General features: G+C 67.4%; 16 protein-coding genes and 1 pseudogene (1 of these 17 running past the window's edge). 10 read left to right on the top strand and 7 right to left on the bottom strand.

What is annotated here, in order from left to right; genetic code table 11:
- Positions 1 to 75: 75 nt before the first annotated feature.
- A complete protein-coding gene (locus tag G6R31_RS12040) occupies positions 76 to 3,393 on the bottom strand; it encodes a heterodisulfide reductase-related iron-sulfur binding cluster (protein ID WP_017871282.1) in 3,318 nt (1,105 codons plus the stop codon).
- Between the two features lie 166 nt (positions 3,394 to 3,559).
- Here G6R31_RS12040 and G6R31_RS12035 point away from each other — a divergent pair, with 166 nt between their 5' ends.
- Positions 3,560 to 4,072: a DUF2726 domain-containing protein gene (locus G6R31_RS12035; protein WP_161618009.1), complete on the top strand. Its 513-nt coding sequence runs from the start codon at positions 3,560 to 3,562 to the stop codon at positions 4,070 to 4,072.
- 117 nt (positions 4,073 to 4,189) lie between these two features.
- Positions 4,190 to 5,962 (top strand): N-acetylmuramoyl-L-alanine amidase family protein, encoded by a 1,773-nt coding sequence (locus G6R31_RS12030; RefSeq protein ID WP_017871280.1) that lies wholly within the window; start codon positions 4,190 to 4,192, stop codon positions 5,960 to 5,962.
- A gap of 267 nt (positions 5,963 to 6,229) precedes the next feature.
- On the opposite strand, the pseudogene G6R31_RS12025 reads toward G6R31_RS12030, so the two are convergent.
- Positions 6,230 to 6,361: pseudogene (locus tag G6R31_RS12025) on the bottom strand (FAD-binding protein); the annotation flags it as partial.
- A 109-nt stretch (positions 6,362 to 6,470) separates the two neighbouring features.
- Between G6R31_RS12025 and G6R31_RS12020 the strand changes: the two are divergent.
- From G6R31_RS12020 to G6R31_RS12000, 5 genes are read left to right on the top strand one after another with little or no spacing between them, the layout of a single operon-like run.
- Positions 6,471 to 6,818 (top strand): PadR family transcriptional regulator, encoded by a 348-nt coding sequence (locus G6R31_RS12020; protein ID WP_017871278.1) that lies wholly within the window; start codon positions 6,471 to 6,473, stop codon positions 6,816 to 6,818.
- A complete protein-coding gene (locus G6R31_RS12015; RefSeq protein WP_025566880.1) occupies positions 6,815 to 7,939 on the top strand; it encodes a permease prefix domain 1-containing protein in 1,125 nt (374 codons plus the stop codon). The genes G6R31_RS12020 and G6R31_RS12015 overlap by 4 nt, the downstream gene beginning before the upstream one ends.
- Positions 7,936 to 8,316, top strand: a complete 381-nt coding sequence (locus G6R31_RS12010; RefSeq protein WP_017872073.1) for a hypothetical protein — start codon at positions 7,936 to 7,938, stop codon at positions 8,314 to 8,316. Before G6R31_RS12015 ends, G6R31_RS12010 begins: the two co-directional genes overlap by 4 nt.
- The gene (locus G6R31_RS12005) at positions 8,306 to 9,298 is read left to right on the top strand and encodes a permease prefix domain 1-containing protein (protein ID WP_025566877.1); all 993 of its coding nucleotides are present in this window, start codon (positions 8,306 to 8,308) and stop codon (positions 9,296 to 9,298) included. Before G6R31_RS12010 ends, G6R31_RS12005 begins: the two co-directional genes overlap by 11 nt.
- A 28-nt stretch (positions 9,299 to 9,326) precedes the next feature.
- The gene (locus G6R31_RS12000; RefSeq protein ID WP_017871663.1) at positions 9,327 to 11,156 is read left to right on the top strand and encodes an arginine--tRNA ligase; all 1,830 of its coding nucleotides are present in this window, start codon (positions 9,327 to 9,329) and stop codon (positions 11,154 to 11,156) included.
- A gap of 67 nt (positions 11,157 to 11,223) precedes the next feature.
- Here the strand turns inward: G6R31_RS12000 and G6R31_RS11995 are convergent, their stop codons facing one another.
- Positions 11,224 to 12,231, bottom strand: a complete 1,008-nt coding sequence (locus G6R31_RS11995) for an alpha/beta fold hydrolase (RefSeq protein WP_017871662.1) — start codon at positions 12,229 to 12,231, stop codon at positions 11,224 to 11,226.
- 266 nt (positions 12,232 to 12,497) lie between these two features.
- Between G6R31_RS11995 and G6R31_RS11990 the strand changes: the two genes are divergently transcribed.
- The 3 genes from G6R31_RS11990 (at position 12,498) to G6R31_RS11980 (ending at position 15,542) form a co-directional block, all read left to right on the top strand.
- Entirely contained in the window at positions 12,498 to 13,100 is a 603-nt protein-coding gene (locus tag G6R31_RS11990) for a YceD family protein (protein ID WP_025566875.1), read from the top strand.
- A complete protein-coding gene (moaC, locus tag G6R31_RS11985) occupies positions 13,097 to 13,615 on the top strand; it encodes a cyclic pyranopterin monophosphate synthase MoaC (protein WP_017871660.1) in 519 nt (172 codons plus the stop codon). The genes G6R31_RS11990 and moaC overlap by 4 nt, the downstream gene beginning before the upstream one ends.
- 148 nt (positions 13,616 to 13,763) lie before the next feature.
- Positions 13,764 to 15,542, top strand: a complete 1,779-nt coding sequence (locus G6R31_RS11980; protein ID WP_229659262.1) for a bactofilin family protein — start codon at positions 13,764 to 13,766, stop codon at positions 15,540 to 15,542.
- Between the two features lie 150 nt (positions 15,543 to 15,692).
- Here G6R31_RS11980 and G6R31_RS11975 read toward each other — a convergent pair whose 3' ends face one another.
- The 4 genes from G6R31_RS11975 to slpA form a co-directional block, all read right to left on the bottom strand.
- Entirely contained in the window at positions 15,693 to 16,082 is a 390-nt protein-coding gene (locus tag G6R31_RS11975) for a helix-turn-helix domain-containing protein (protein WP_017871658.1), read from the bottom strand.
- A gap of 215 nt (positions 16,083 to 16,297) precedes the next feature.
- A complete protein-coding gene (locus G6R31_RS11970; RefSeq protein ID WP_229659263.1) occupies positions 16,298 to 17,599 on the bottom strand; it encodes a bifunctional folylpolyglutamate synthase/dihydrofolate synthase in 1,302 nt (433 codons plus the stop codon).
- A gap of 105 nt (positions 17,600 to 17,704) precedes the next feature.
- On the bottom strand, positions 17,705 to 18,649 hold the full coding sequence (locus tag G6R31_RS11965; RefSeq protein WP_017871656.1) for a manganese-dependent inorganic pyrophosphatase: 945 nt from the start codon (positions 18,647 to 18,649) through the stop codon (positions 17,705 to 17,707).
- Between the two features lie 109 nt (positions 18,650 to 18,758).
- Positions 18,759 to 21,908 carry the 3' portion of an S-layer protein SlpA gene (gene slpA, locus G6R31_RS11960; protein WP_017871655.1) on the bottom strand. Its footprint extends 363 nt past the window's final position, so 3,150 of the gene's 3,513 nt are visible here — the last part of the coding sequence; the start codon falls outside the window, past its right edge; the stop codon is at positions 18,759 to 18,761.

Below are 21,908 nucleotides of genomic sequence, written 5' to 3'. Positions count from 1 at the left end.
CCGCCCGGCGCCGCCTCCGAAAAAAAGCCCCCGCCGGGAAACTGGCGGGGGGGCGTCCGACTCAGCGTTTGAGTCTCAACCTTTGTTCCTGGGTTGCCACTTCTTGCGGCCCGTTTCGGCGTTCACTTCACCCGTCTGGACGGCGGCGGGTTGTGGCACGGCGGGCTGGGTCGTCACCGGCACCTCACCCTGCGCGGCGTCGGGGGCGGAGGTCGCGGCGTGGCCTTCTTCCAGGCCGTTCACACCCACCTCGTCCAGCACGACGTGTTCGGTGATGGGCGCGGGCGCAGAGGGTTGAGGACTGACCGTAGAGGAGGACGCTTCGGCCTTCGCCTTCGGGTTCCACTTCTTACGCTCGCCGCTCTGGGCGGGGGCGCTGGTGGCCGGGGCGCTGGTCTGCACTTGCGTCTGCTGGACCGGGGGCTGAGGCAGCGGGTCCTGAATGTCGTCCTGTACGGGAGCGGGAGCGGCGACAGGAGCAACGGGGGCAGGCTGCGGCGCGGCTTCCTGCACCGGGGCCGGGACCTCGGACGCCGCCGGCGCTTTGGCCCTGGGGTTCCACGCCTTGCGGCCCGTGCTGCCGGATTCGGCAGGCGCAGCGGGAGCGGCGGCCTGGGCCACGGGTGCCGGGTTCACGTCGTCACGCACCGGGGCAGGCGCAGGCGCTTCGGCTTTCGCCTTCGGGTTCCAGGCTTTGCGGGCAGGCGCGGCACCGTCGGCAGACGCAGGAGCAGCCGGGGCCGGGGCGGGCGCGGGTTCCTGAGCCACCGTTTCAGCCACCGTCTCGGCGCTCACGTCTTCGGCCTTCGCCTTGGGCTTCCAGGCCTTGCGGGTGCCGGTCTCGGCAGCAGCGGGGGCGGGAACAGGTACGGCCTCGGCAGCCGGGGCCACATCGTCGCTGCTCGCCTTGGGCTTCCAGCTCTTGCGGGCGGGGGCGGCGCCGTCAGCGTCAGGAGTAGGGGCTGGTGCGGGCACAGCCGCCGCGCTCACGTCGTCGCCGCCCTTGGGTGTCCACGACTTGCGGGCTGCGGGAACGGGCGTGCCTTCGCCGCTGGGCGCGGGGCTGGGGGCCGCCGCCTGGGGTTCAGGCTGCGTGCCCGCGTTGGCGACGGGGCTGCCGGGCTGGGCGTTTTCCACGTCGGCGCTGGTGGTGCCCACCACGTCGTCACGGGGGGCGTCGGCAGCGGGGGCGTCGCCGGTGCGCTCCATCGGCAGGGCGGCGTTGGGCACTTCGACCTCGGGCGAGGGCGCCGCTTCGGGTTGCACCCACTCGCCGCTGGCCCGCTGCACGCTCTCCAGCATCAGTTCGGCCACGTCCTTGACCACGATGTCGTCGCGCTTCTGCTTCTCGGGCGTGGAGTTCATCATGGACTTGCAAAAGGGGCAGCCCACCGCGAGCACCTTGCCGCTGCGCTCAAACTCGGCGCTCGCTTCTGCCGCCGAGTCGAGCCGCGCCTGCAACTCGCGGAAACGGTTGTCGGACACGCGCTCGCGGCCTTCTTCCTCTTCTTTCCAGAACTGGGCGCCGCCCGCGCCGCAGCAAAAGCTGTTCTCGCGCTGGCGCTCGATGTCCAGAATCTGCCCGGCCATCTGGGTGATGAGCTGCCGGGGCGCGTCGTACACGCCGTTGTGGCGGCCCAGGTAGCAGGGGTCGTGAAAGACGATGTTGTCGGAGAGCTGAGCGGTCGGCAGCTTGCCCGCCGCCACGAGCTGTTCGAGGTACTCGGTGTGGTGGATGGTGCGGTAGTCGCCGCCGATCTGCCGGTACTCGTTGCCGATGGCGTTCATGCAGTGCGGGCAGGTTGCCACGATGAGCTTGGGGGCCACCTGATTGAGCGTTTCCACGTTTTCCTGCGCGAGTTGCTGGTACAGGAATTCGTTGCCCGCACGCCGGGCGCTGTCGCCCGTACAGGCTTCCTTCTTGCCCAGCACGGCGTAGTTCACGCCTGCCTTGTCGAGCAGTTGCACGAAGCTTCTAGCCACCTTCTGAGCGCCGGGGTCGTAGCTCGCGGCGCAGCCCACCCAGTAGATCACGTCGGGTTCGGGGTTTTCGTCGATGGTGGGGACCTTGAGGCCCTCGGCCCACTCCATGCGCTTGTCGCGCGAAATGCCCCAGGGGTTGCTGGCCCGCTCCATACCACGGAAGGCGGTCTGAAGCTGCGGCGGAAACTCGCCCTGAACCATCACGAGGTTGCGGCGAATGTCCACGATGTCGAGCATCTGCTCGTCCTGCACCGGGCACACCTGCATACAGGCCCCGCAGGTGGTGCAGGCCCAGACGGACTCCTCGTTGATGGCGTATTCCAGCAGCGGACGGGCGGTGCTGTCACCCGCCTCGAACGGCACGGGCCGCAGCACGAACGGGTTGTGCTGCGCCGCGATCACGTTCAGTTCCATGCGCTTGTTGATTTCCAGCGCGGCGGGCGAGAGCGCCTTGCCGGTGGCGTTCGCCGGGCACACGTCCTGGCAGCGGTTGCACTGGATGCAGGCGTAGGCGTCGAGCAACCTAGGCCATTCCAGGTCTTCGAGTTTTTCCACGCCCAGCTTGGGGTCTTCGGACTCCATCGCTTCTTCCAGCCCCTTCATCGGGGGCAGGGTGCCGCTGTTCACGGGGCGCTTGAGGGCATAGTTCAGAGGCGCCATGAAGATGTGGATGTGCTTGGAGAAGGGAAAGTAGCTCAGGAACAGCAGGATGCTGCCCAGCGCCCCCCAGAACCCGAAGATGCGCCAGCCGTGCAGCGCCGAGTCGCTCAGGCCGCCGAACAGGGCGCTGCCCAGGGCCGAGGAAAACGGCTGGAAGGCGTCGTACTGCCCGCCGTGCAGCCGGGCCTCTTCGACCATCTTCGCCATGTTGCCCAGAATCCGGCTGCCGACGTGGAACAGGATGAAGCTGGAGACGATGAGCGAGTCGCGCTTGATGTAGTTCTCTTTGACCAGCGGGTGCAGCAGCGTCTTTTCGGTAAAGCGGAAGTCGCGCCGACTCTTGCCCCAGAGGCGGCGGTAGAGCAGCCCCAGCACGCCGATGAGGACACCGAAGCTCAGCAGGTCGGCCAGGAAGTTGTAGGCGGCGCCGAGGGGGTGGCTGCTCGGAACCGAGAAGTGGAAGTAGCCTTCCAAGCCGTCCACGACGTTGACGAGCAGGTAGTAGACGAAGCCGTAGAAGATGAACGAGTGCAGGACGCTGATCCAGGGCCGCTTGCGGAAGGTGCGCTCCTGGGTCAGCGAAGTCCAGAGGGCATAGCCGATGCGCTGCGGGGCGTCGTTCCAGCGCCACTCGGACGCCGGGGCGCCGCGCTTGACGCGCAAAAAAAGGCGGTAGAACCCGAAGGCACCGAGGCCACCGGCAACCAGCGCGAAGACGAAAAAGGCGATCTGATGTTCAAGGGGAAGCAAGGGGGAAACCTCCGGGGGAAGCGCGGGGGCGCGGCGCAGCGGGGCAGACGGAATATTGAACTCAGTACAAAGACTCGGGAGAGTATAGCGAGTTCGCGGCGGCCTACAGCATAGGCGCCTGCGCGTGGTCTGGCCTGTTACAGTCTGGCCCGTTACAGTCTGCCCCATGCCCCTGGGATGCCTCGCTTCACTGTTCGGCCTGCGGGACGCCCCCACCCCCGCCTCGCCACCGTCCTCTCCCCCACCCGCCGAAAAACGGGTGCCCGACTCTCTGCCGGTTGCGGCCCGGCGCTACTTCTTTTCCGCCGACGAGAACGCCTTTTTCCGCGCGCTGGAAGACGCGCTGGTCGGCACGGGTTACCGGGCGTTTCCCAACGTGCGGCTCAACGACCTCTTTACCATCACCGACCCCGCCGAGCGCGGCGCGGTGCTGGGGCGGCTGCGCGACAAGCACGTGGACTTCGTCATCGTGGACGCGGCGGACCATTTCCGGCCCCTGCTCGCCATCGAACTCGACGGTCAGTCGCACCGCAAGGCCGAGCAGCAGTACCGAGACTCGGTCAAGGACGTGATTTTCCGCTCGGGGGGGCTGAAGTTGCTGCGGCTGCCTTCGCGCCGCTACGCGGTGGCCGAGTTGCGGGGCGTTCTAGAACGGGAGGGCCTGCGCGGCCCGCGTTGACCTATCCTGCCTTCCAACACACAACCTACGGGAGGCTCTACCTTGAAACGCACCGTTCTCACTGCCCTGCTGGTCTGCTCCCTCGCTGCCGCCCAGACGGCCCCCACTACCCCTTCTATGCCCACGCCTGCCGACCTGACCCGCCTGCTCTCGCCCATCAGCAGCGACCCCATTTTCGTGGCGTATCCGCCCGACAAGCACAGCGTGGCCTTCGACCATGTGCTGCTGGAAGGCAGCGTTCTGCCCGGCGCGACCTTCAGTATCGGCGGGCAGGCGGTGGACGTGGGGGCAGACGGTCTGTTCATCGAATGGGTGCCGCTGCAACCCGGCGAGAACGTGCTGAAGCTCGAAACCACCCTCGGCGGCGTGACCAGCACCAAGGAACTGCGCGTGACCAGTCGCCCGAAAACTCTGCTCAGCGGCGCGGCGCAGATCGTGGAGGGCAGCGTGCTGCCCGCCGTGGACCGCGTGGCCTACCTGCAACCCGTGAATCTGGAAACGCGCGGCGTGCCCGTGGGCTTTACCGGCACGCCCGGCGGCAAAGCGAGCTTCAAGGTGGGCGACCTCGGCCCCTTCCCGATGACCGAGAGTGCCTCCGGCGAGTACGCGGGCACGTTCCTGCTGCCCGCGCAACTGGCCGCCGCCCCCTTGACGTTCACCCTGACCGGCGCGGACGGCTCGGCCGCCACCGCCACCAGCAAGGGCAAACTCAGCGTGACCGGCACCGGCCCCCGCGTGGCCGAGGTCACGGCCACCATCGCCGGGCGCGGCCTCCAGGCGGGCGGGCAGGTGTGGCGCAATGGCGCAGGCCGCAACTACGTGGTCTACCCCCGCCCCGGCGCGCAGACCGTCATTGTCGGCGAGGAAGGCAGCACCTACACGGTTCAGGCGTCCGGCGGCCTGACCCTCAACGCGCCCAAGTCCACCCTGACCCTGAAACCCGAGGGCACGCCCCTTCCGCGCGCCATCTTCACGACCATCAACGTCAGGAACGCGGGCACCCACAGCGAGGTTCAGGTGGATCTCCCCGCGCGCGTGCCGTTCACGGTGGAGCAGCAGGTGGGGCAGGGCGGCAGCAGCCTGGACCTGAGGCTGTTCCACAGCATTGCCGACGTGGATTACATCGTCTCCGATTATCCGGTGGGGGCCGTACGCGACGTGCGCTGGTTCCAGGACGCCGACGGTGTGGCCCGCGTTCATGTGGACCTGAACGGTGCGCCCTGGGGCTACGACGCCACCTACGGCGCGGACGATTCGGCGCAGCGGAGCACCCTGACCCTGCGCGTGCGAAATGCCCCGGCCATCAACGCCCGGCAGCCGCTTGACGGGCGCAGCATCGTCCTCGACCCCGGACACGGTGGCGACGAGTTCGGCGGGGCGGGGCCGCTGCGGGTGCCCGAGAAGAATCTGGTGCTGCCGCTGACCCTGCGCGTGGCCGAACTGCTGCGCGAGAAGGGCGCGAACGTGATCCTGACCCGCGACCGGGACGTGGTCACGCCCATCTATAACCGCCCACTGCTGGCCGAGGAAAAGAACGCCGAACTGCTCGTCAGTATTCACGCCAACGCGCTGCCCGACGGCGTGGACCCCCGGACCAAGCGCGGCGCGGGCGTGTACTTTTACAATCCACAGGCCCGCGCCCTGGCCGACGCGGTGCAGGGTGCCCTGGTGGAAAAACTGCCCGACGTGGGCAACGACGGCGTGCATTACCAGAACCTCGCGCTGACCCGGCCCACCACGCAGCTTTCCATCCTGATCGAGACGGCCTTCCTGACCGACAAGCAGAACCTTCGCCTCCTGATGAGCGACACAGGCCGCGAGCGGCTGGCGCAGGCCATCGCGCTGGGGCTGGAGCGCTTTTACCGGGACGCGGCGCTGAAACAGCGGTAATACGGTTTCAAATTGAGTCCCGGACATGTCCGGGCGTAATTTTGCGCGGAGCGCATGGAAAAAATACGGTTTTAATCCGATTCCCGAACATCCGGAAAGGCGCCGGATGTCCGTCCATCTCCTTAAAACCGTATGAATACTGAGGTCTTCCTTGACCATGAAGCTGTCACCGTACAGCCCGCGCTCGTGGTAGCCGGTGAGATGCACCACCGCTTCCCGGAAAGTCTTGCTGGGAATGGTGCCGGTGTTGGTGCAGACCCCACCCACCACCGCCTGCTTTTCCACGACCGCGACCCGTTTGCCGAGCTTGGCCGCCTGAATCGCGGCCCGCTGCCCGCCGGGGCCGGAGCCGATCACCAGCAGGTCGTAGGGATGAGGCTGACTCTGGGTTGAGGACATGGCTCAGGAGAGGCGCGCGCGGTCAGAACAGCGCCAGCCCGCCCGAATTCAGAACAAAGGCTGGTTATCTTGTTTGACAAGATACTTGCCGAGCATTACCTTGCAGAGCATGAATCCCCTCAAATCCGGCACGCTGGACCTTGCGCTCCTCGCGGCGCTGGAGGACCAGCCGCGCTACGGGCTGGACATCCTGGCGCACGTCAACACGCGCAGCGGCGGCCTCTTCGAGATGAAGGAGGGCAGCCTCTACCCCGCCCTTGCCCGGCTGGTCAAAGCGGGCTGGGTCGAAACCGAGTGGCAGCCGAGCGACCGGGGCGGTGCGCCGCGCAAGTTCTACCGCCTGACCGACGATGGACGCGGCGCCCTGACGGAAAAGAAACAGGAATGGCGCACCCTGCGCGGGGCACTGGACGCCCTTCTGGTCACGCGGCTACTGCCAAAGCCGGAGCGGGCATGATTCGCCGCCTGCGCGGTAAGAAGGCGCCCCTCACCATTGACGAGTATGTCCACCGCGCCACGCTGGGCCTGCCCAGAGCCGAGCGGCTGGACGCCGCCACCGAACTTCGCGCCCACCTGCTGGAGCGCGTGGCCGAGTATCAGGCGCAGGGGTACGCCCGCGAAGAAGCCGAGTTTCTGGCGGTGCGGGGGATGGGGGAGGTCGGAGAGGTCAGAAGGGGGTGGGGCGAGTACGCCCTGCTTAGAAAGGTGGGTTGGGGAGTTTTGGCCCTGCTGTTGGTCGGAACGGTTGCTCGGCAATTTGTAGGCAACCAAGAAGCCGCCCTCATCACTTACGGCGAACCTCTCCTGGTCAACTCTTTTACCAATGGGGGCGTCCTGCCCAACTTTTACCAGAGTTACAAGTTCAAGACGCCTCCGAAGACCCGCTTTGTAGAGGTGGCTTGGGTCGGTACTCACGCGGCGCAGCGAGCAACCCTGCCCGCTTCCGCTGGTACTGAGGGACAAGTGTTTTCGAGCTGGCCGACTTGGAGAGAGTGGTGGAAAGACCGCACACCTCTACCGCTGGCCGACTTGCCCTGGCGGGAAAAATGCCGTGACCAGCAGCCTGTGCATGTGGGTCTAGAAACGTCAGCTACGGCACAGGCTTATGAGGCTTGGCAAGCGGGTAAGAGCACTCAAACGGCCATCACGCAAACAGGTTCAGGGCCGTCTATGAAGGTGGGGCTGGAAATCCCCAATTCCAACCTGCGCGGCGTGCTGTGGTGCAGTGGCCTTAAGCCCCCGCCCCCGTCGCGCAGTGCCACCAGCAGCGGCAGCGGCGCAAGCAGCAGCAAAGGCGCAGCAGTAAGTGGCGGCACAGTAGAAGTGCGGCAAAGCGACGGGCAAGGTGATGGGGGTCGCCTCCGTTTGGGGCACTGGACACTGCTTTATCTCTTCGTGCAAGACAGCCGCGCCACCTACAAGACGGGCGAACAAAAGGTGCAGGGCGAGGCCGCCATGTTTATCCGCGCTACAGACGATGAACGCCCCGCACCCCTTCCAGAGATGCACTATGACCGCCAACACGACACTTGGGATATTCGTGAACAACCTGCCCAGCCCAAAGGAGACCAGCCATGAAAAACCTCCTCCTCCCCGCCCTCGCTCTCGCCCTCACCGCCTGCACCCCCACCCTGCAAAACGCTTCGGCGTGGGTGTCGCCCTCAGCCGTAGAACTGCGGCGCGGCGCGAGGACCGAAGTCTCGCTGATCTTTGTTGACCGCGCTGGGCGAAACGGCATGTACAGCGTTCCCGCCTACCCCAAAACGGCGGGCGGCGTGACGGTGGCACTTATCGGCTCCGGCATGGTGAACGGCAACAGCGGCACCATCCGTTACAGGGTCAGCGCCGCGCACAGCGCCGAACTGGGCAAACACACCTTTGACCTGACACTCACGGGCGAAGGGGGCCAGCTCACCCAAACCCTCACCGTGAATGTGCTGCCCTATGCGCCGTAAGAAGGCGCCCCTCACCATTGATGAGTATGTCCACCGTGCCACGCTGGGCCTGCCCAGAGCCGAGCGGCTGGACGCCGCCACCGAACTTCGCGCCCACCTGCTGGAGCGCGTGGCCGAGTATCAGGCACAGGGGTACGCCCGCGAAGAAGCCGAGTTTCTGGCGGTGCGGGGGATGGGGGAAGTGCAAGTCACTAACCGCGAACTGCTCGGCCATTTTTTCACCCACCGGGCGGGATGGCTCACCCTTTTCGCGCTGCTGGCGGGGAGCGGCGCGTGGGCGGCGTACCGGGCTTCGCAGTGGGAAGGGGTGCGGCCCGCTGCGCCCATCGCCCAGGATGACACGGCGGTGTTGCAACTGATGGCAGGCGTCTGGCCCATCTTTGACGAGTCCATCTTCAGGCAGGCGGCTGAAGTGCGCTTTCCAAAGGGAACACGGAGCGTCTTTGGCGCCATGCTCACCAGCGGAGCGAAAGGAATGAACCCCGCCTGGTCATGGCCGGTCCCCTCTGGCCTGACGGAGTTCGGTACGTTGGGTCAGGGCTGGCGGCCTTCTGTTGCCGACCAGTTGAAGTTCTGGCAGGGCCGCTTCCGGCTGCTCAGCACTGCCGGGCCGGACTTCACCATAAAAGGCGAACGCTGCAAAAAGGGACAATTTGCTGTTGGGAACCTACTTTACGGCTTAAACACCTACCAGCCCAAGATAAAAGGACTGATGTGGAAGAGTGTGGGGGCCGTGACCTACACCTCTGACCTGGCGAGCGGCTTCTGCTTTCCCAACGATTCCAACACGGTGCAGATGCACGCCAGTTCTCTGTCCCTCAACACCTGGACTCTCATCACGGACCTTCCCGCTGGCCCACCCGGACAGGGAACGCTGGCCCTCCTGTTGTATCCGAGCAGCGGCAGTATCACGCAGGACCCACCCGCCCCTGAACGCGCCTACCGCTACGACGCGGCGCAGAGGCAGTGGCTGCGGCGCTGAAGCCCTCCCGCCCCCGTACACTGACCCAATGGATTTGAAGGCCCAACTCAAAGCAGCCGTCGAGCAGGCCGCGCACCAGATGGGAATGCCCGTCGACGCCGCCATTCAGGAAACGCCCGCGACCAAGCCCGGCGACTACGGCACCCCCGCCGCCTTCCAGATGGCGAAAGCGGCAGGCAAGAATCCCGCCGAAGTCGCCGCGCAACTCGTCCAGAACATCACGCTGCCTGCGGGCATCAAAAAGGTCGAGGCCGCCGGGCCGTTCATCAACTTTTTCCTCGACGGCGGCGCGTTCGTGCGCGGCGTCGTGGAAAAACCCTTCGAGATGCCCAAATTAGGCGGCAAGGTCGTCATCGAGCACACCTCGGTCAACCCCAACAAGGAACTGCACGTGGGGCACCTGCGCAATGTGGTGCTGGGCGACTCGATGGCGCGGATTCTGCGGGCGGCGGGGCACACCGTCGAGGTGCAGAACTACATCGACGACACCGGGCGTCAGGCCGCCGAGTCCCTGTTCGCCATCGAGCACTATGGCCGCGTCTGGGACGGCGTGCAGAAGTACGACCAGTGGCTCGGTGAAGGCTACGTGCAGCTCAACGCCGACCCGCAGAAGCCCGAACTCGAAGCGGGCATCATGGAGGTCATGCACAAGCTCGAGGCCGGGGAGCTGCGGCCACTGGTCGAGCAGACGGTGAAGGCGCAGCTGCACACCTGCTTTCGCCTCGGCGCGCGTTACGACCTGCTGAACTGGGAGTCCGACGTGGTGGGCAGCGGGTTTCTGGCGCAGGCGATGAACATTCTGGAAGGCAGCAGGTACACCTCGCGCCCCCTTGAGGGCAAGTACGCCGGGGCGTTCATCATGGACGTGTCGGAATTCATGCCGGGGCTGGAAGAACCGAACGTGGTCCTCGTGCGCTCGGGCGGCACCGCCATGTACGCCGCCAAGGACATCGGCTACCAGTTCTGGAAATTCGGGCTGTTCGAGGGGATGAAATTCAAGCCCTTCATGCAGGACCCCGAAGGCAACACCATCTGGACGAGTGCCCCGGACGGCCAGCCCGACGATGAGCGGCGCTTCGGGCATGCGCAGGAGGTCATCAACGTGATCGACTCGCGCCAGGACCACCCGCAGACGGTGGTGCGTTCGGCGCTGGGCGTGGCGGGCGAGCAGGAGAAGAAGGAGCGAAGCATCCACCTCTCCTACGCCTTCGTTACCCTGGAAGGCCAGACCATCAGCGGTCGCAAGGGCATCGCGGTCAGTGCCGACGACGCGATGGACGAGGCCCAGAAGCGCGCGCTGAGCGTCTTGCAGGGCATCAATCCCGACCTGGCCGCGCGCGAGGACGCCGCCGAAATCGCCCGCCGCATCGGCCTGGGCGCCATCCGCTTTGCCATGCTCAAGGCCGAGCCGACCCGCAAGATCGACTTCCGCTGGGAGCAGGCGCTGGCGCTGAACGGGGACACCGCGCCCTATGTCCAGTACGCCGCCGTGCGCGCCGCCAACATCCTGAAAAAAGCGGAGGAAGCGGGCTTTGCCGTGAACGGCACTGGCGCCGACTGGGACGCGCTGCCCGACATCGACCTCGTGCTCGCCAAGCAGATCGCCAAGCTGCCGGAAGTCGTGGCGCAGGCCGCCCGCATCCACTCGCCGCATGTGGTCGCGCAGTACGCGCTGGACCTGGCGACCTCCTTCAACGCGTGGTACAACGCCAAGACCAAGCAGGGCAAGCCCGCCACCAACGTGCTGCAATCCGAAGAGGGGGTGCGCGAGGCACGCCTGGCGCTGATGGTGCGGCTGCGCCGGGCCTTCGAGGAAACGCTGGACCTCATCGGCATCGAGATTCCGGCGGCGATGTAAAACCGGGGCAAAAGGGAGGCAGAGAGACGGTCCTCTCTGCCCCCTTTCTATCCGGCTTTTGGGCCGCTCAGCTTTTCGGCACCGCCACAGGGGGCCGCTGCACCGCCGGGGCCGCCCCCGGAAACTCCCGGTTCTGCCGGGCGACGGCCCGCTGCTCCAGGCTCTGGTAGAAGCCGACCAGCCGCTCGACCATCTGCGGCGAGAAACGGTTGCCGCCGAGGTGGGGGCCGGTGAGCCGCACGACCTCGCTGACCCCCTGTTCGGCGTAGGGAATCAGCAGCTCGGCATTCTTGCGCGAGGCCACCACCGTGTCGGTGGGACTGAACGCCACGAACAGCGGCAGCGGCACCGCCCGCTGTGCGAGGGGCAGGGGGTCCAGTTTGGGCGTGGGGGGCGCCGACAGGCCGTATGCCTTGCCGATCTCCCGCTGCCGGGTCACGGCGCTGCCCCAGGCCCCGCGCAGGCTGACCCAGGCGTCGATCAATCCCACCCCGCTCACCCAGTACGGCGACTCGGGCAGGGCGCTGCGCAGAGACAGCAGGCCGCCCATGCTCAGGCCCAGCGCGTAGGTGCGGCTGTTCCAGCGAAAGCGCCGGGTGGCGTCGCGGTGTACCTGCGCCACCTCGCGCAGCGCCGCCGGGCTGCCCCAGGTGTTGACGCCGCCGTCGCCGCTGAGCAGCACCGCGAAGTTGGCGGCCAGCAGCGCCTGCGCGATTTTGCCGACCTGCGCACTGTCGCGCAGCCGCGCCGCGTCCTGGGCACGGGGGTGCGACACCACCACCAGCGGGCAACTGCGAAGCTGGCAACCGGCAGGCACCTGAAGCAGCGACGGTGCCGTCGAACGCCCCAGCCGTACCCAGCGCAGCGCCGCGTTGGGCCGGGCCGCCGACGGCGTGGCGACCGTGGCGACCAGCGGCGGGGCCACCAGAGGCGAGGCAAACAGCGACGCCGCCAGTCCCGCTCCTGCGGGCAACCCGGCTGCGGCGCTGCCCGGCGTGGCGGCGAGCAGCGGCCCCAGAACAGCCAGCAGCGCGAGCACGCGGGCCGGGGCAGGTCGGGTGGGCGGAAAGCGCATAAGGTGCCAGTGTACGGTCTTCCTGGCTCTGGCAGACGCAGAAGTGGAACACGGGCGGGGCAGGTCGGTCACGGGGAAGACACGGGAGGGAGCAGCCACGGCCCCCAAGTATGGCGCGGGGCCGAATGGGGCAGATGAGCGGACTGCCGGAAGGCCACCGCGAAACCCGGCCCTGAGAACCCCTTTCTCCCCGTGCCCCCCCAACCCGGCAGCAATCCCCACGCCGCCGCAGTTGCCTGCGCCCCCGGCCCACTATCATGGCGGGCATGAACGAACAGCCCCGGATTCACCTGGGTTCCCTGCTGCGCACAGCCGAGGACGCGCACGCGGAAGGCGAACTCGACCACCTCCAGTACCTCCAGGGCAAAGAGCCGCAGACCCTGCGTTTTGCCGAACCCGCCGCCTTCGAGGTGGACATCAACTCGCTCGGTGGCGACGAAATGTACCTTCAGGGCAGCTTTTCTCCCACGCTGGTCATGGAATGCGCCCGCTGCCTGCGCGAGGTGCAGGTGCCGCTCGACATTTCGCTCGGCACGCTGATGCGCTACGAGCCGTCTGCGCAGGAGCCTTATCTCGAAGAAGCCGAAACCGGCGAGGAAGTGCTGGTGTTTGGCAACCCCGACCTCGACCTCAGCGCCTACCTCGCCGAGAGCACCCTGCTCGCCGCGCCGCTGAGCGTGCTGCACGCGCCCGAGTGCCGGGGCCTGTGTCAGGTATGCGGCCACGACCTCAACGACGGCCCCTGCGAACACAGCGCCCAAGTGCCTATCGAGGAACAGGTCGTGGAACTCGGCTCGCCCGAGGGCAGCAGCCACGCGAAGCAAAACCCCTTCGCGGGCCTGAAGGACCTGGAACTTCCCGAAGAATGAGTGACCCGGCCACTGGACTGAACGGCGACGCGCCGCAGCTCACCCATTTCAGGGACGGTCAGCCCCGCATGGTGGACGTGTCGGCCAAGGCGCCCAGCACCCGCACCGCCCGCGCCGAGGCCTGGGTGTTCCTGCCCCCGGAGTCCCGCGCCGCGCTGCTTGCCGGGCAGACGCCCAAGGGTGACCCCCTCGGCGTGGCGCGGCTGGCCGGCCTGGTCGGCAGCAAGCGCACCGCCGACCTGATTTTCCTGTGTCATCCCATCCCCGTCACGGGCGCCGAGGTGGACGTGTCCCTGGCAGACGCGGGCATCCACATCACCGCCACGGTCAGGACCACCGCGCCCACCGGCGTGGAGATGGAGGCGCTGACCGCCGTCACGGTGGCGGCCCTCAACGTGTACGACATGCTCAAGGCCACGAGCAAGGCCATCGAGATTGGCGGCGTGCGGCTGCTGTCCAAGACCGGCGGCAAAAGCGGAGACTATCAGGCACCAGAGAGCCTTCCCCGGCCCTGATTCCAGCACTTATCTAGACAAGTCCCGGCAGCGCTCGACCTGTTGCCGGGAACCCTTCCTGATGGTTCGGCGTAAAGAGAGTGTTAGGGAGAGCGGGTGAGGGCAGGTCAGCTGCGTACAGGCACCGGGCAAGGTGGACAGAGGGGAGGTGGACAGAAACGACATGGGCAACGAACTGGGCAAGACGGAAGCGACATGGACGGCGGCGGGGTGTGCCGCACCCCTGACCCCCGAACTGCGGGCGCTGCTGCACCGAGAGGCCGACGGCGACCTCAGCGTGGACGAGCAGGCGGCCCTGGACGCGGCCTCCCTCGACCCGCAGGTGCAGGAGGCGCGGCGTTCGTTGCGCGGGGCAGTGGCCCTGCTGACCGGCCCGAATCCGCCCGCTCCCCGCAGCGTGGCGGGCGCGGTGGTGGCCGACCTGCGGCTGCGGCAGCAACTGGCGGCTCCGGTCCTGTCCCCCACCCTGGCGCACACGCTGGCAAGCGACGTCAGCCGGGACATCGCCAGGGACGCGGCCCTGGAGCGGGCACTGACCCCTCCCCCCCTGCCGCACTCGCTGGCCGCCAGCCTGCCCCGCGACATCGCCTTTTCCCAGCAGCTGCACCGGCAACTCGCCGCTTCGCCGCTCCCCCCCGTGCCCCCGCTGGCCCCGGCGCTGGCGTCCGAGATTGCGAGTGACGCCCGGACCCGCACCGCGCTGCAGGGGTCGCCCACGCCTTCCCTGCCCCGCTCGCTGGCGGCTTCCCTCGCCGGACGCATCGCGCAGGAGGCTTCAGATGTCCCACGAGCCTCAGTCGTCCAGCAGGCTTCACCCCAGGCCTCGCCCCAGGTCGTGGCCGCGCTGCACGCCGCTGCGCCGACCCCGGCCTTCGCCCAGGCGGCCCCGCGCACCAGCCGTGCTCCCCTGCTGCTCGTCAGTGCGCTGCTGGCCGGGCTGACCCTGCTGACCGTCACGGCGGCGTGGCCCAACCTGGCGGCGGGGGCGCTGGTGCTCCAGACCGTGCTCGAACATGTGGCGCCGGTGGCCGGTCTGGGCCTGCTGCTGCTGCTGCTGACCAGTGCGCTGGTCACCTGGATGCCCACGCCTGCCGTGCGGCGCTTCGGGGCGGGGGCCTTCGTTCTGGCCGGCGTCCTGACGCTTCCGCCGCTGTACGGCGTCGTCAACGGCGAACCCGGCCTGAGCTTCGGCCGCCCGGTGGAGGTCCAGGGGCTGGTCAAGGGCAACGTCGTCGCCATCGGTGGGGACGTGATCCTGCAACCCGGCGCCGAGGTGGAAGGCCGGGTGGTCACGCTGCTGGGCGACATCAAGCAGGCTCCGGGTGCGCGGGTCCACGGCGAAATGAGTGCCGTGCTGGGTCACACCCCCGGCGAGAGTGCCGCAGCCGGGGCCGTGCCCGCACCGCAGGGCGTCCAACTGGCGACCGCCGCCGCCTTCCGCCCACTGGTCGGCTGGCTGAGCGCGGCGGCGTGGCCGCAGATTTTCGTGGCCCTCACGGGGGGGCTGCTGCTGCTGCTGTTCGTGGCGGGCACGGCCCCGGTCCTGGCCCGGCGGCAGCGGCACGCCCCGATGAGAACGCTGGCGCTGGGCGTGCTGATGCTGGCGGCGCTGCTGCTTCCGGCCCTGGCGCTGACTTTTGCGGGACTGCTCGGTGCGGGCCTGCTGGTGCTGGCACTCGCCGGGCTGCTGGTCGCCACCGGCCTGAGCGTGACCGTCTACGACCTGGGCCGCGCCCTGGCCTGCCGCCTGCGGCTTCCCGTTCCCGACACCGTCGGGGCTTTCCTGGGCATCAGCCTCGTCGCGGGCAGCCTGAGCTGGGCACCCCTGGCCTTTGCCCTGGCACTGGTCGGCGGCGCCTGGGGCGCGGGCACCCTCTTTCTGCAACGCCAGACAGGTGAGGCGGGACGGACCCGAGCGGCCCTGTAGCACCGTTTCGAACCGACCACACCGCAGCGGCACCCCTTTCCAAGCCATCGGAAAGGGGCGCCGCTTGCCATATCAACTACGTATGCGAAACACCCTACGGAACAAATCGAAAAAAGAGAACGGCGAACCGTTCCCTTCTTCAGAGCGGCATCAGTTCAGGATGCGCTTGAGGTGCAGGTAGATCTCGTACCAGTCCTGCTTGTCGCGCGGGCGCTTGCCGCGCAGTTCGATGCGCGAGAGGGTCCGCACCCAGTCGGGCGTGATCTGTGGTCCCAGCGTGGGATCGGCGACCAGGTCGGCCAGCCCCTTGGGCAGGGCGCCGTCGGTCGATTCGCCGTAGAACTCCACCCCTTCGAGCAGGTCGTGCACCGTGATGCTGTAGGCACCGGCCAGCGTCTGGAGGGTTTCCAGGCTGGGGTTGGTGCGGCCACGCTCGAGGTCGCTGAGGTAGGGCACGCTGATGTCGGCCACTTCGGCCACGTCCTTGAGCCGCAGCCCACGTTCGCTGCGCAGTTCACGAAGTCGTTCGTGCAGTTTCAATGTCATTCACCTCCTGGGCTGCGGCGGACCACCCCTCACCGGTCGGGGATGCCCGAAGGACTGGTGAAATGGAACCGCCTGGCGTTTGCTTGTGGGCAGAATCAGGCACCCTTGGTCGGAGTGTAACACCCCCCCTTGCTACGGTCAACACAGAATAAGGGGGACAAGTTCGCTCTATTCCAGCCCAGGGAACGTGAAAGAGGCCGTGTCCGTGGCTATTGCCAGCGTTCGTGGCTCTCCGGCTGTTCGCCGAGCAGCAACGGGCGCAACTCTCCCAGCAGGTAAAGGCTGCCGCACGCGAGCGCGAGGTCCTCCTCCGGGCGCAGCGCGGCCAGAGCCTGAGCGGGCGTCTCTGTCCGCTCCAGCGGCACGCCGGGAAACAGCGCCGCCAGCTGCGCGGGGTCGGCGGCCCGGGGACTGAGGGCCGCCCGCGTCAGGATGACCCGCGAGGCGAGCGGCAGCAGTTCGGCGGCCACTCCTGCCAGGTCCTTGTCCTCCGCCGCACCGAAAATGACCGGCAGCCGTTCCTGCCCCTGTCCGGCCAGCAGGGGACGCAGCGCCTGGGCCAGCGCCCGCGCTCCCGCCGGATTGTGTGCTCCGTCAAGCAGCACCCGGTGGCCTCCCTGTCCGGTCAACCCCTGTCTGGGCAACCCCTGTCTGGGCAACACTTCCAGCCGCCCCGGCCAGCGGGTCTGTGCCGCTCCCTGCACGATGGCCGGGGTCGGTACGCCCAGCCGCGCCGCCGCGACTGCCGCCAGCGCCGCATTGAGGCCCCCATGTTCCCCCAGCAGCGGGGTCCGCAGCTGCGTTCCGCCTCCCGGCCACTGCACGCCCACTTCGGTGCCGTCCCAGCCCAGGCTGCGGGTCTGCGCGGCCCAGTCACGGCCCAGCGCCCAGAGGTCGGCGCCCTGGCGCTCCAGGATGGGCAGCACGTCCGGCGCCACGGCGGTCACGGCGCTTTGCCCGGCCCGCAGAATGCCTGCCTTCTCCGCCGCAATTTGCCCGGGCGTGTCTCCCAGAATGGCCGTGTGGTCGAGCGCCACGTTGGTGATGACACTCAGCCGGGGGTCGAGCACGTTGGTGGCGTCGAGTCGCCCGCCCAGCCCGACCTCCATCACGGCCAGGTCCACCTCCGCCTCTGCAAACAGCAGGCAGCCCAGCGCCGTAATGACCTCGAAAAAGGAGGCTTCGACCGCTTCGCTCGCCGGACGCACGCGGTCCAGGGCCGCTGCCACCGCCCCCTGCGGCAGTTCGGCGCCACCGACCACGAAACGCTCGCTCAGCCGGGTCAGGTGCGGACTGGTAAAGAGGCCGGTGCGCCTGCCCCCGGCCCGCAGCATGGCCTCCAGGGACGCAGCGGTGCTGCCCTTGCCGTTGGTGCCGCCGACGAGCACCACCTCGAAATTCCGCTGGGGAGTGCCCAGTCGCGCCAGCAGCTCGCGCACCCGCTCCAGGCCGGGGTGCACCCCGAAGCGTTGCCGGGCAAACAGCCATTCCACATTCGCGCCTTGCGTCACGGGCGGAGCATACCGCCGTGAGCCTGCCAGAAAAACACAGCCCCAGGGACACAGCAACGGGGAGACGGGAATGCCCTCCCCCGTCCCCCCTGGCAGGCGCAACGCTCAGGCTTCAGGCGTGAAGTACTTTTCCAGCGTCGGCACGATCTGCTTTTTGCGGCTGATGCGGGCGCCCAGATCGGCCACCTGACCCTCGGCCTCGACTCCAAAGGCCTCGCGCAGCACCTTGGCCTCGGTGGCCCCCAGCACCAGCGTACGGTTGGTTTCGTTGAGGATGTCCACCACGCTCAGCAACACGCCCGAAAGGCTGTCATCGGCCTTGACCTGATCCATTGCCGTGAGCAGCTCCTGCTGACGTCCGAACACGTAGGCCGGGTTGGTCGTCTCGATCACGCCGAGGCCCCAGTGCTGTGGCTGCGCCGCGTCGCCGAAAGGAAAGACCTTGTAGTCCATACGCAGCAGCGTTTCGGCAGGGGTGTCGCCCAGGTCGCTCTTGGCCGCAAACATTGCCAGGGCGTAGGCTTCGACGTCCTCGACCCCGGCTATGGGCGCCAGGAAGGCCACCGCTTCACGGTCCTGCGGGGTGGTGGTGGGGCTGCGGAAGTGCAGGGTATCGCTCAGAATCGCGCTCAGCATCAGCTTGGCGTCCTGGGGGTCCACGCTCAACCCCGCTTCCCGGTGCAGCGCGAGCAGGATGGTCCCGGTGCAGCCGACCGGCTCGAAACGCAGGTAGGGCGTGCTGGTGGTCGTCAGGTCGCCGAGCTTGTGGTGGTCCACCACGCGGGTGACGTCCAGTTCACTCAGGCCGGGGAGCGACTGCGCGCTCTCGTTGTGATCGACCAGGGCCACCTTGCTGCCGGCGGGCAGTTCGGTCAGCAGCGGGGGCGCCTCCAGGCCGAGTTCGCGCAGCACGTAGGCCGTCTCGAAGTTGGGTTCGCCCAGTCGGTAGGCCTGGGCCTCGGTGCCCTGCCGGGTCAGCAGCCGGGCATAGACCATCGCCGCCGAAATGGCGTCGGTATCGGGGTTGAGATGTCCAAAAACAGCGAGCATGGCGCCAGTCTAGCGAGTTTGTCCGCGGCGCACCGGAACTGTCTCCAGAACAGCAAGAACCCCCGCCGAAGCGGGGGCCGTTGCCCGGCAGGGCCGGGGGCGAGGGGCTTTAGAAGTTGACCTTGTAGCTGATCTTGAAGGTCTGGCCGCGGGCAGGCTGGCCGTTGCCGATACCGCTGCCGTACTCGGTACCGCTGGTCATGTCCTTCTGGCTGAGGGTGTAGGTCCCGTAGCTGAAGATCAGGTCCTGGTAGGCGCCTTCCACGTACACGCCGTTCAGGTTGGTGCGGCGGTTGTTGTTGCTGTCGCTGAAGAAGCCCTGGGTGCCGCTGCCGTCGAAGGGGGTGTACTGACGGTTCTGGGCCACATAGCCGTCGTAGCGCACGCCGATCTTGGTCTGGGGCAGCAGGAAGTCGTTCAGCACCACGCCTGCGCCGTACTTGGTCGCGTTGGCGTTGTAGGTGAGGTTGCCAGTGCCCAGACGGTTGTCGGCGGTGTAGTAGGCCACCTGACCGTTGAGCTGAGGACGGAAGGGCAGGTTGGCGAGGGGGTCGGTACGCACGATCAGGCCGACCGCACCACGGGTCCCGGCAGGACGGCTGTCGAGCTGGGTGTTGGTGGTCGAGAACGAACCGGCGAGGCGCACGTTCGCCACACCGACCTTGCGGTCGTAACGGGCGTCACCGTAAGCGACCGAGCCGCTGAAATCGCCCGTCGTCGCGGTGGCGGTGGTGGGCACGTACACGCGCGAGTAGCCCACGCGGAAGAACAGGTCCTTGACCAGCGCATTGGCGTTGTCGCCCGCGTGGCCCGCTTCCACACCGTAGGAGGTGAAGCAGGTGGAGGTGCGGCTCTGATCAAGGTTGACCGCCGGGTTGAGCACGCCGCCCACACCGTCGATGTCCCGGGTACCGGTGCCGAAGTTGTTGTCGGCGCAGCGCAGACCGGTGCGGTAGGCATTGTTGCCCACGCCGGGCTCGAAGCTGGAAGCCAGGTAGCCACGGCCCAGCAGGCCACGGTCGGTGGTCGAGCGCACACCGTTCACGTTCACGTCGCGGTAGTAGGCGCCCACGAACAGGCCCAGGCCAGGGGTCACGTCCGCCTGCACGGCGTAGCGGCGCACCTGAGCGTCGTCGATGATCTGGGTGCCAGCAGCGTCACGGTAGATCTGGGGACGGTTGCTGTCCAGGGTGTTGTACGTGCCACGCAGCGAGAAGATGCTGTAGGCCAGCTTGGCCGAGCCGCCCGCTTCGGTCATGCGGTTGGCATTGTCGCCGTTGGCGCCGGTGCTGGTGTCGTAGTAGCCGCCGATGGCCACGGGACCGAGGTTGGCCGCTGCCTTCACGCCGAAGCCCATCTGGCCGATCTTGGTGTTGGTCACCACAGCGGTGCCGTCGGCGTTGCGGTCCGGCGTACCGTCGTTGTTGGCATCGGTGTAGCTCTGACGGTCGAGGTTGGCAAAGGGAGCCGTCACACCGGTGTCGGGGTTATAGGCGATGTTCTGGGCCGAGGTGCGGCTGTAGGACCCGTAGCCATACTCGCTGATGCCAGCCACGTTGGTGTACCCAGCGTCGATCTTGCGGTAGTTCAGGTCGTACAGCGCCACGCCGAAGGTGTCGTTGCCGATCTTGGCTGCCGGAGTGTTCAGGTCGAACGCGAGGTTGTCCTTGCGGGTCGCCACGCGGGCGTAGAAGGCGTTGCTGGTCTGAACGGTAGCATTGGCCGTGTTGGGGCGCACGCGGCTGGTGGCGTACTCGCTGTGCAGTTCCACGCCGAACGCCTTACCGTGCAGGTCGGCGCCGTAGGTAGTGACGTCGGAAGGCGTGCTGGTGGTGTTCTGAGCCGCGCCGAAGAGGTCACGGCCTTCCTGCGCGTAGTGGATGCCCGCCGTCAGGGTGCCGACGGGGGTGATCTGCGCACGCACACCACGGTAGTACACGCCGTAGCCCGCTTCGCCGGTGCCGTCGAGACCGCCACGGCTACCGTACACGCCCTTGATCTGGGGCTTCCAGGCGCCGATCACAGGCACGTTGCTGCCGTCCACCGTGACGGTGAAGCCGTCGCCACGGCCATCGTAGTTGTTGTCGAAGACGTAGTCGCTGAAGTAGAACTTCTGCTGCTGGCCCAGGGTCACGATGACCGGGTTGTTGCCCACGCTGAACTGGGTGGTGGCGTTCTTGAAACGGAAGAACACGGGGCGGTAGATGTTGCCCGCAGGATCGCGGAGGGTGGCCGCCGTGCCGCCGCTGCCGAGGTAGGTGCCGCGGCCAGTCGCTTCGCCGTCGTCCTTCTTGCCGTTGCCGTTGGTGTCGATGTAGGCGTCGCTCGGCAGGCCCGTGACCAGACCGAAGTTCAGGTCGATCTGGTTGACCTGGAGACGACCTGCGGTGCTGAACAGGCTGCCACCGGTCCCGCTGGTGACCTGGCTGAACTGGCCGCTGGTGTCGAAGCCCAGGCTGATCCCGATGTCGGTGCTGCCTTCCTTGTAACGGGCCAGGTTGTTGAACGCGAAACCGTTGGTCCCCTTGGTGCGGTCAACCGTCTTGCCATCAGGCGCAGTGTAGCCGGCGGTGTTGAGGCCGTTGTAGGTCGCCGTGGTGCCGTCGGTAAAGTACACCGTGTAGCTCACACCGTCAGCGAAGCCGTACAGACCAGCTTCACCAGCAACGACAGCGTCGGAAGCGTTGCCGAAGTCGCCGAAGTCGCGGCGCTGCGCACCAGTGTCGCTGTCGATGCCGCCGCTGGTGAAGGCGTTGTTGGCGACCGTGCCGTCCGCGTTCAGGGGGAACAGGCGGTCGACGTCGAAGTTGCGGTTGGTGCGGCTCACGCTGTAGCCGATGGTCAGGCTGGGCTTAACGCTGAACGCGTTGCGCTCCAGAGCAGCGATGCGGCCACTCAGGGTGTTGTTGACGGTTTCGACGCGGGTTTCGACAGTGGTCACGCGGCCACCGAGGGCGTCGAAGTCGCTGCGCTGCACGAAGTCGGCCTGCGCGGCTTCCACGGCGCTGACACGGTCCTGCAGGTCCAGGATGTCCTGGTTGAGCAGCACGGTCAGGTCGTTGAGGGCAGCGATGCTGCTGGCGTTGTCGTCGACATCGGCACGCAGCGCGTCGTACTCGTCCACGCGGGCGGTCAGTTCGTCGATCTGACCCTGGATGTCCTCGCTCGCGCCCTGCTCGCCTCCGGCAGCCGCCACTTCTTCGATGCGGGCTTCCAGACGGGCGAAGTCGTCCTTGCTGACGGCGTTCGCCTCGAGGTC

The organism is Deinococcus wulumuqiensis R12, from assembly GCF_011067105.1.
Taxonomy (GTDB): Bacteria; Deinococcota; Deinococci; order Deinococcales; family Deinococcaceae; genus Deinococcus; species Deinococcus wulumuqiensis.
The sequence above is the reverse complement of the archived record's forward strand: the minus strand, read 5'-3'. Positions and strand labels throughout refer to the sequence as shown.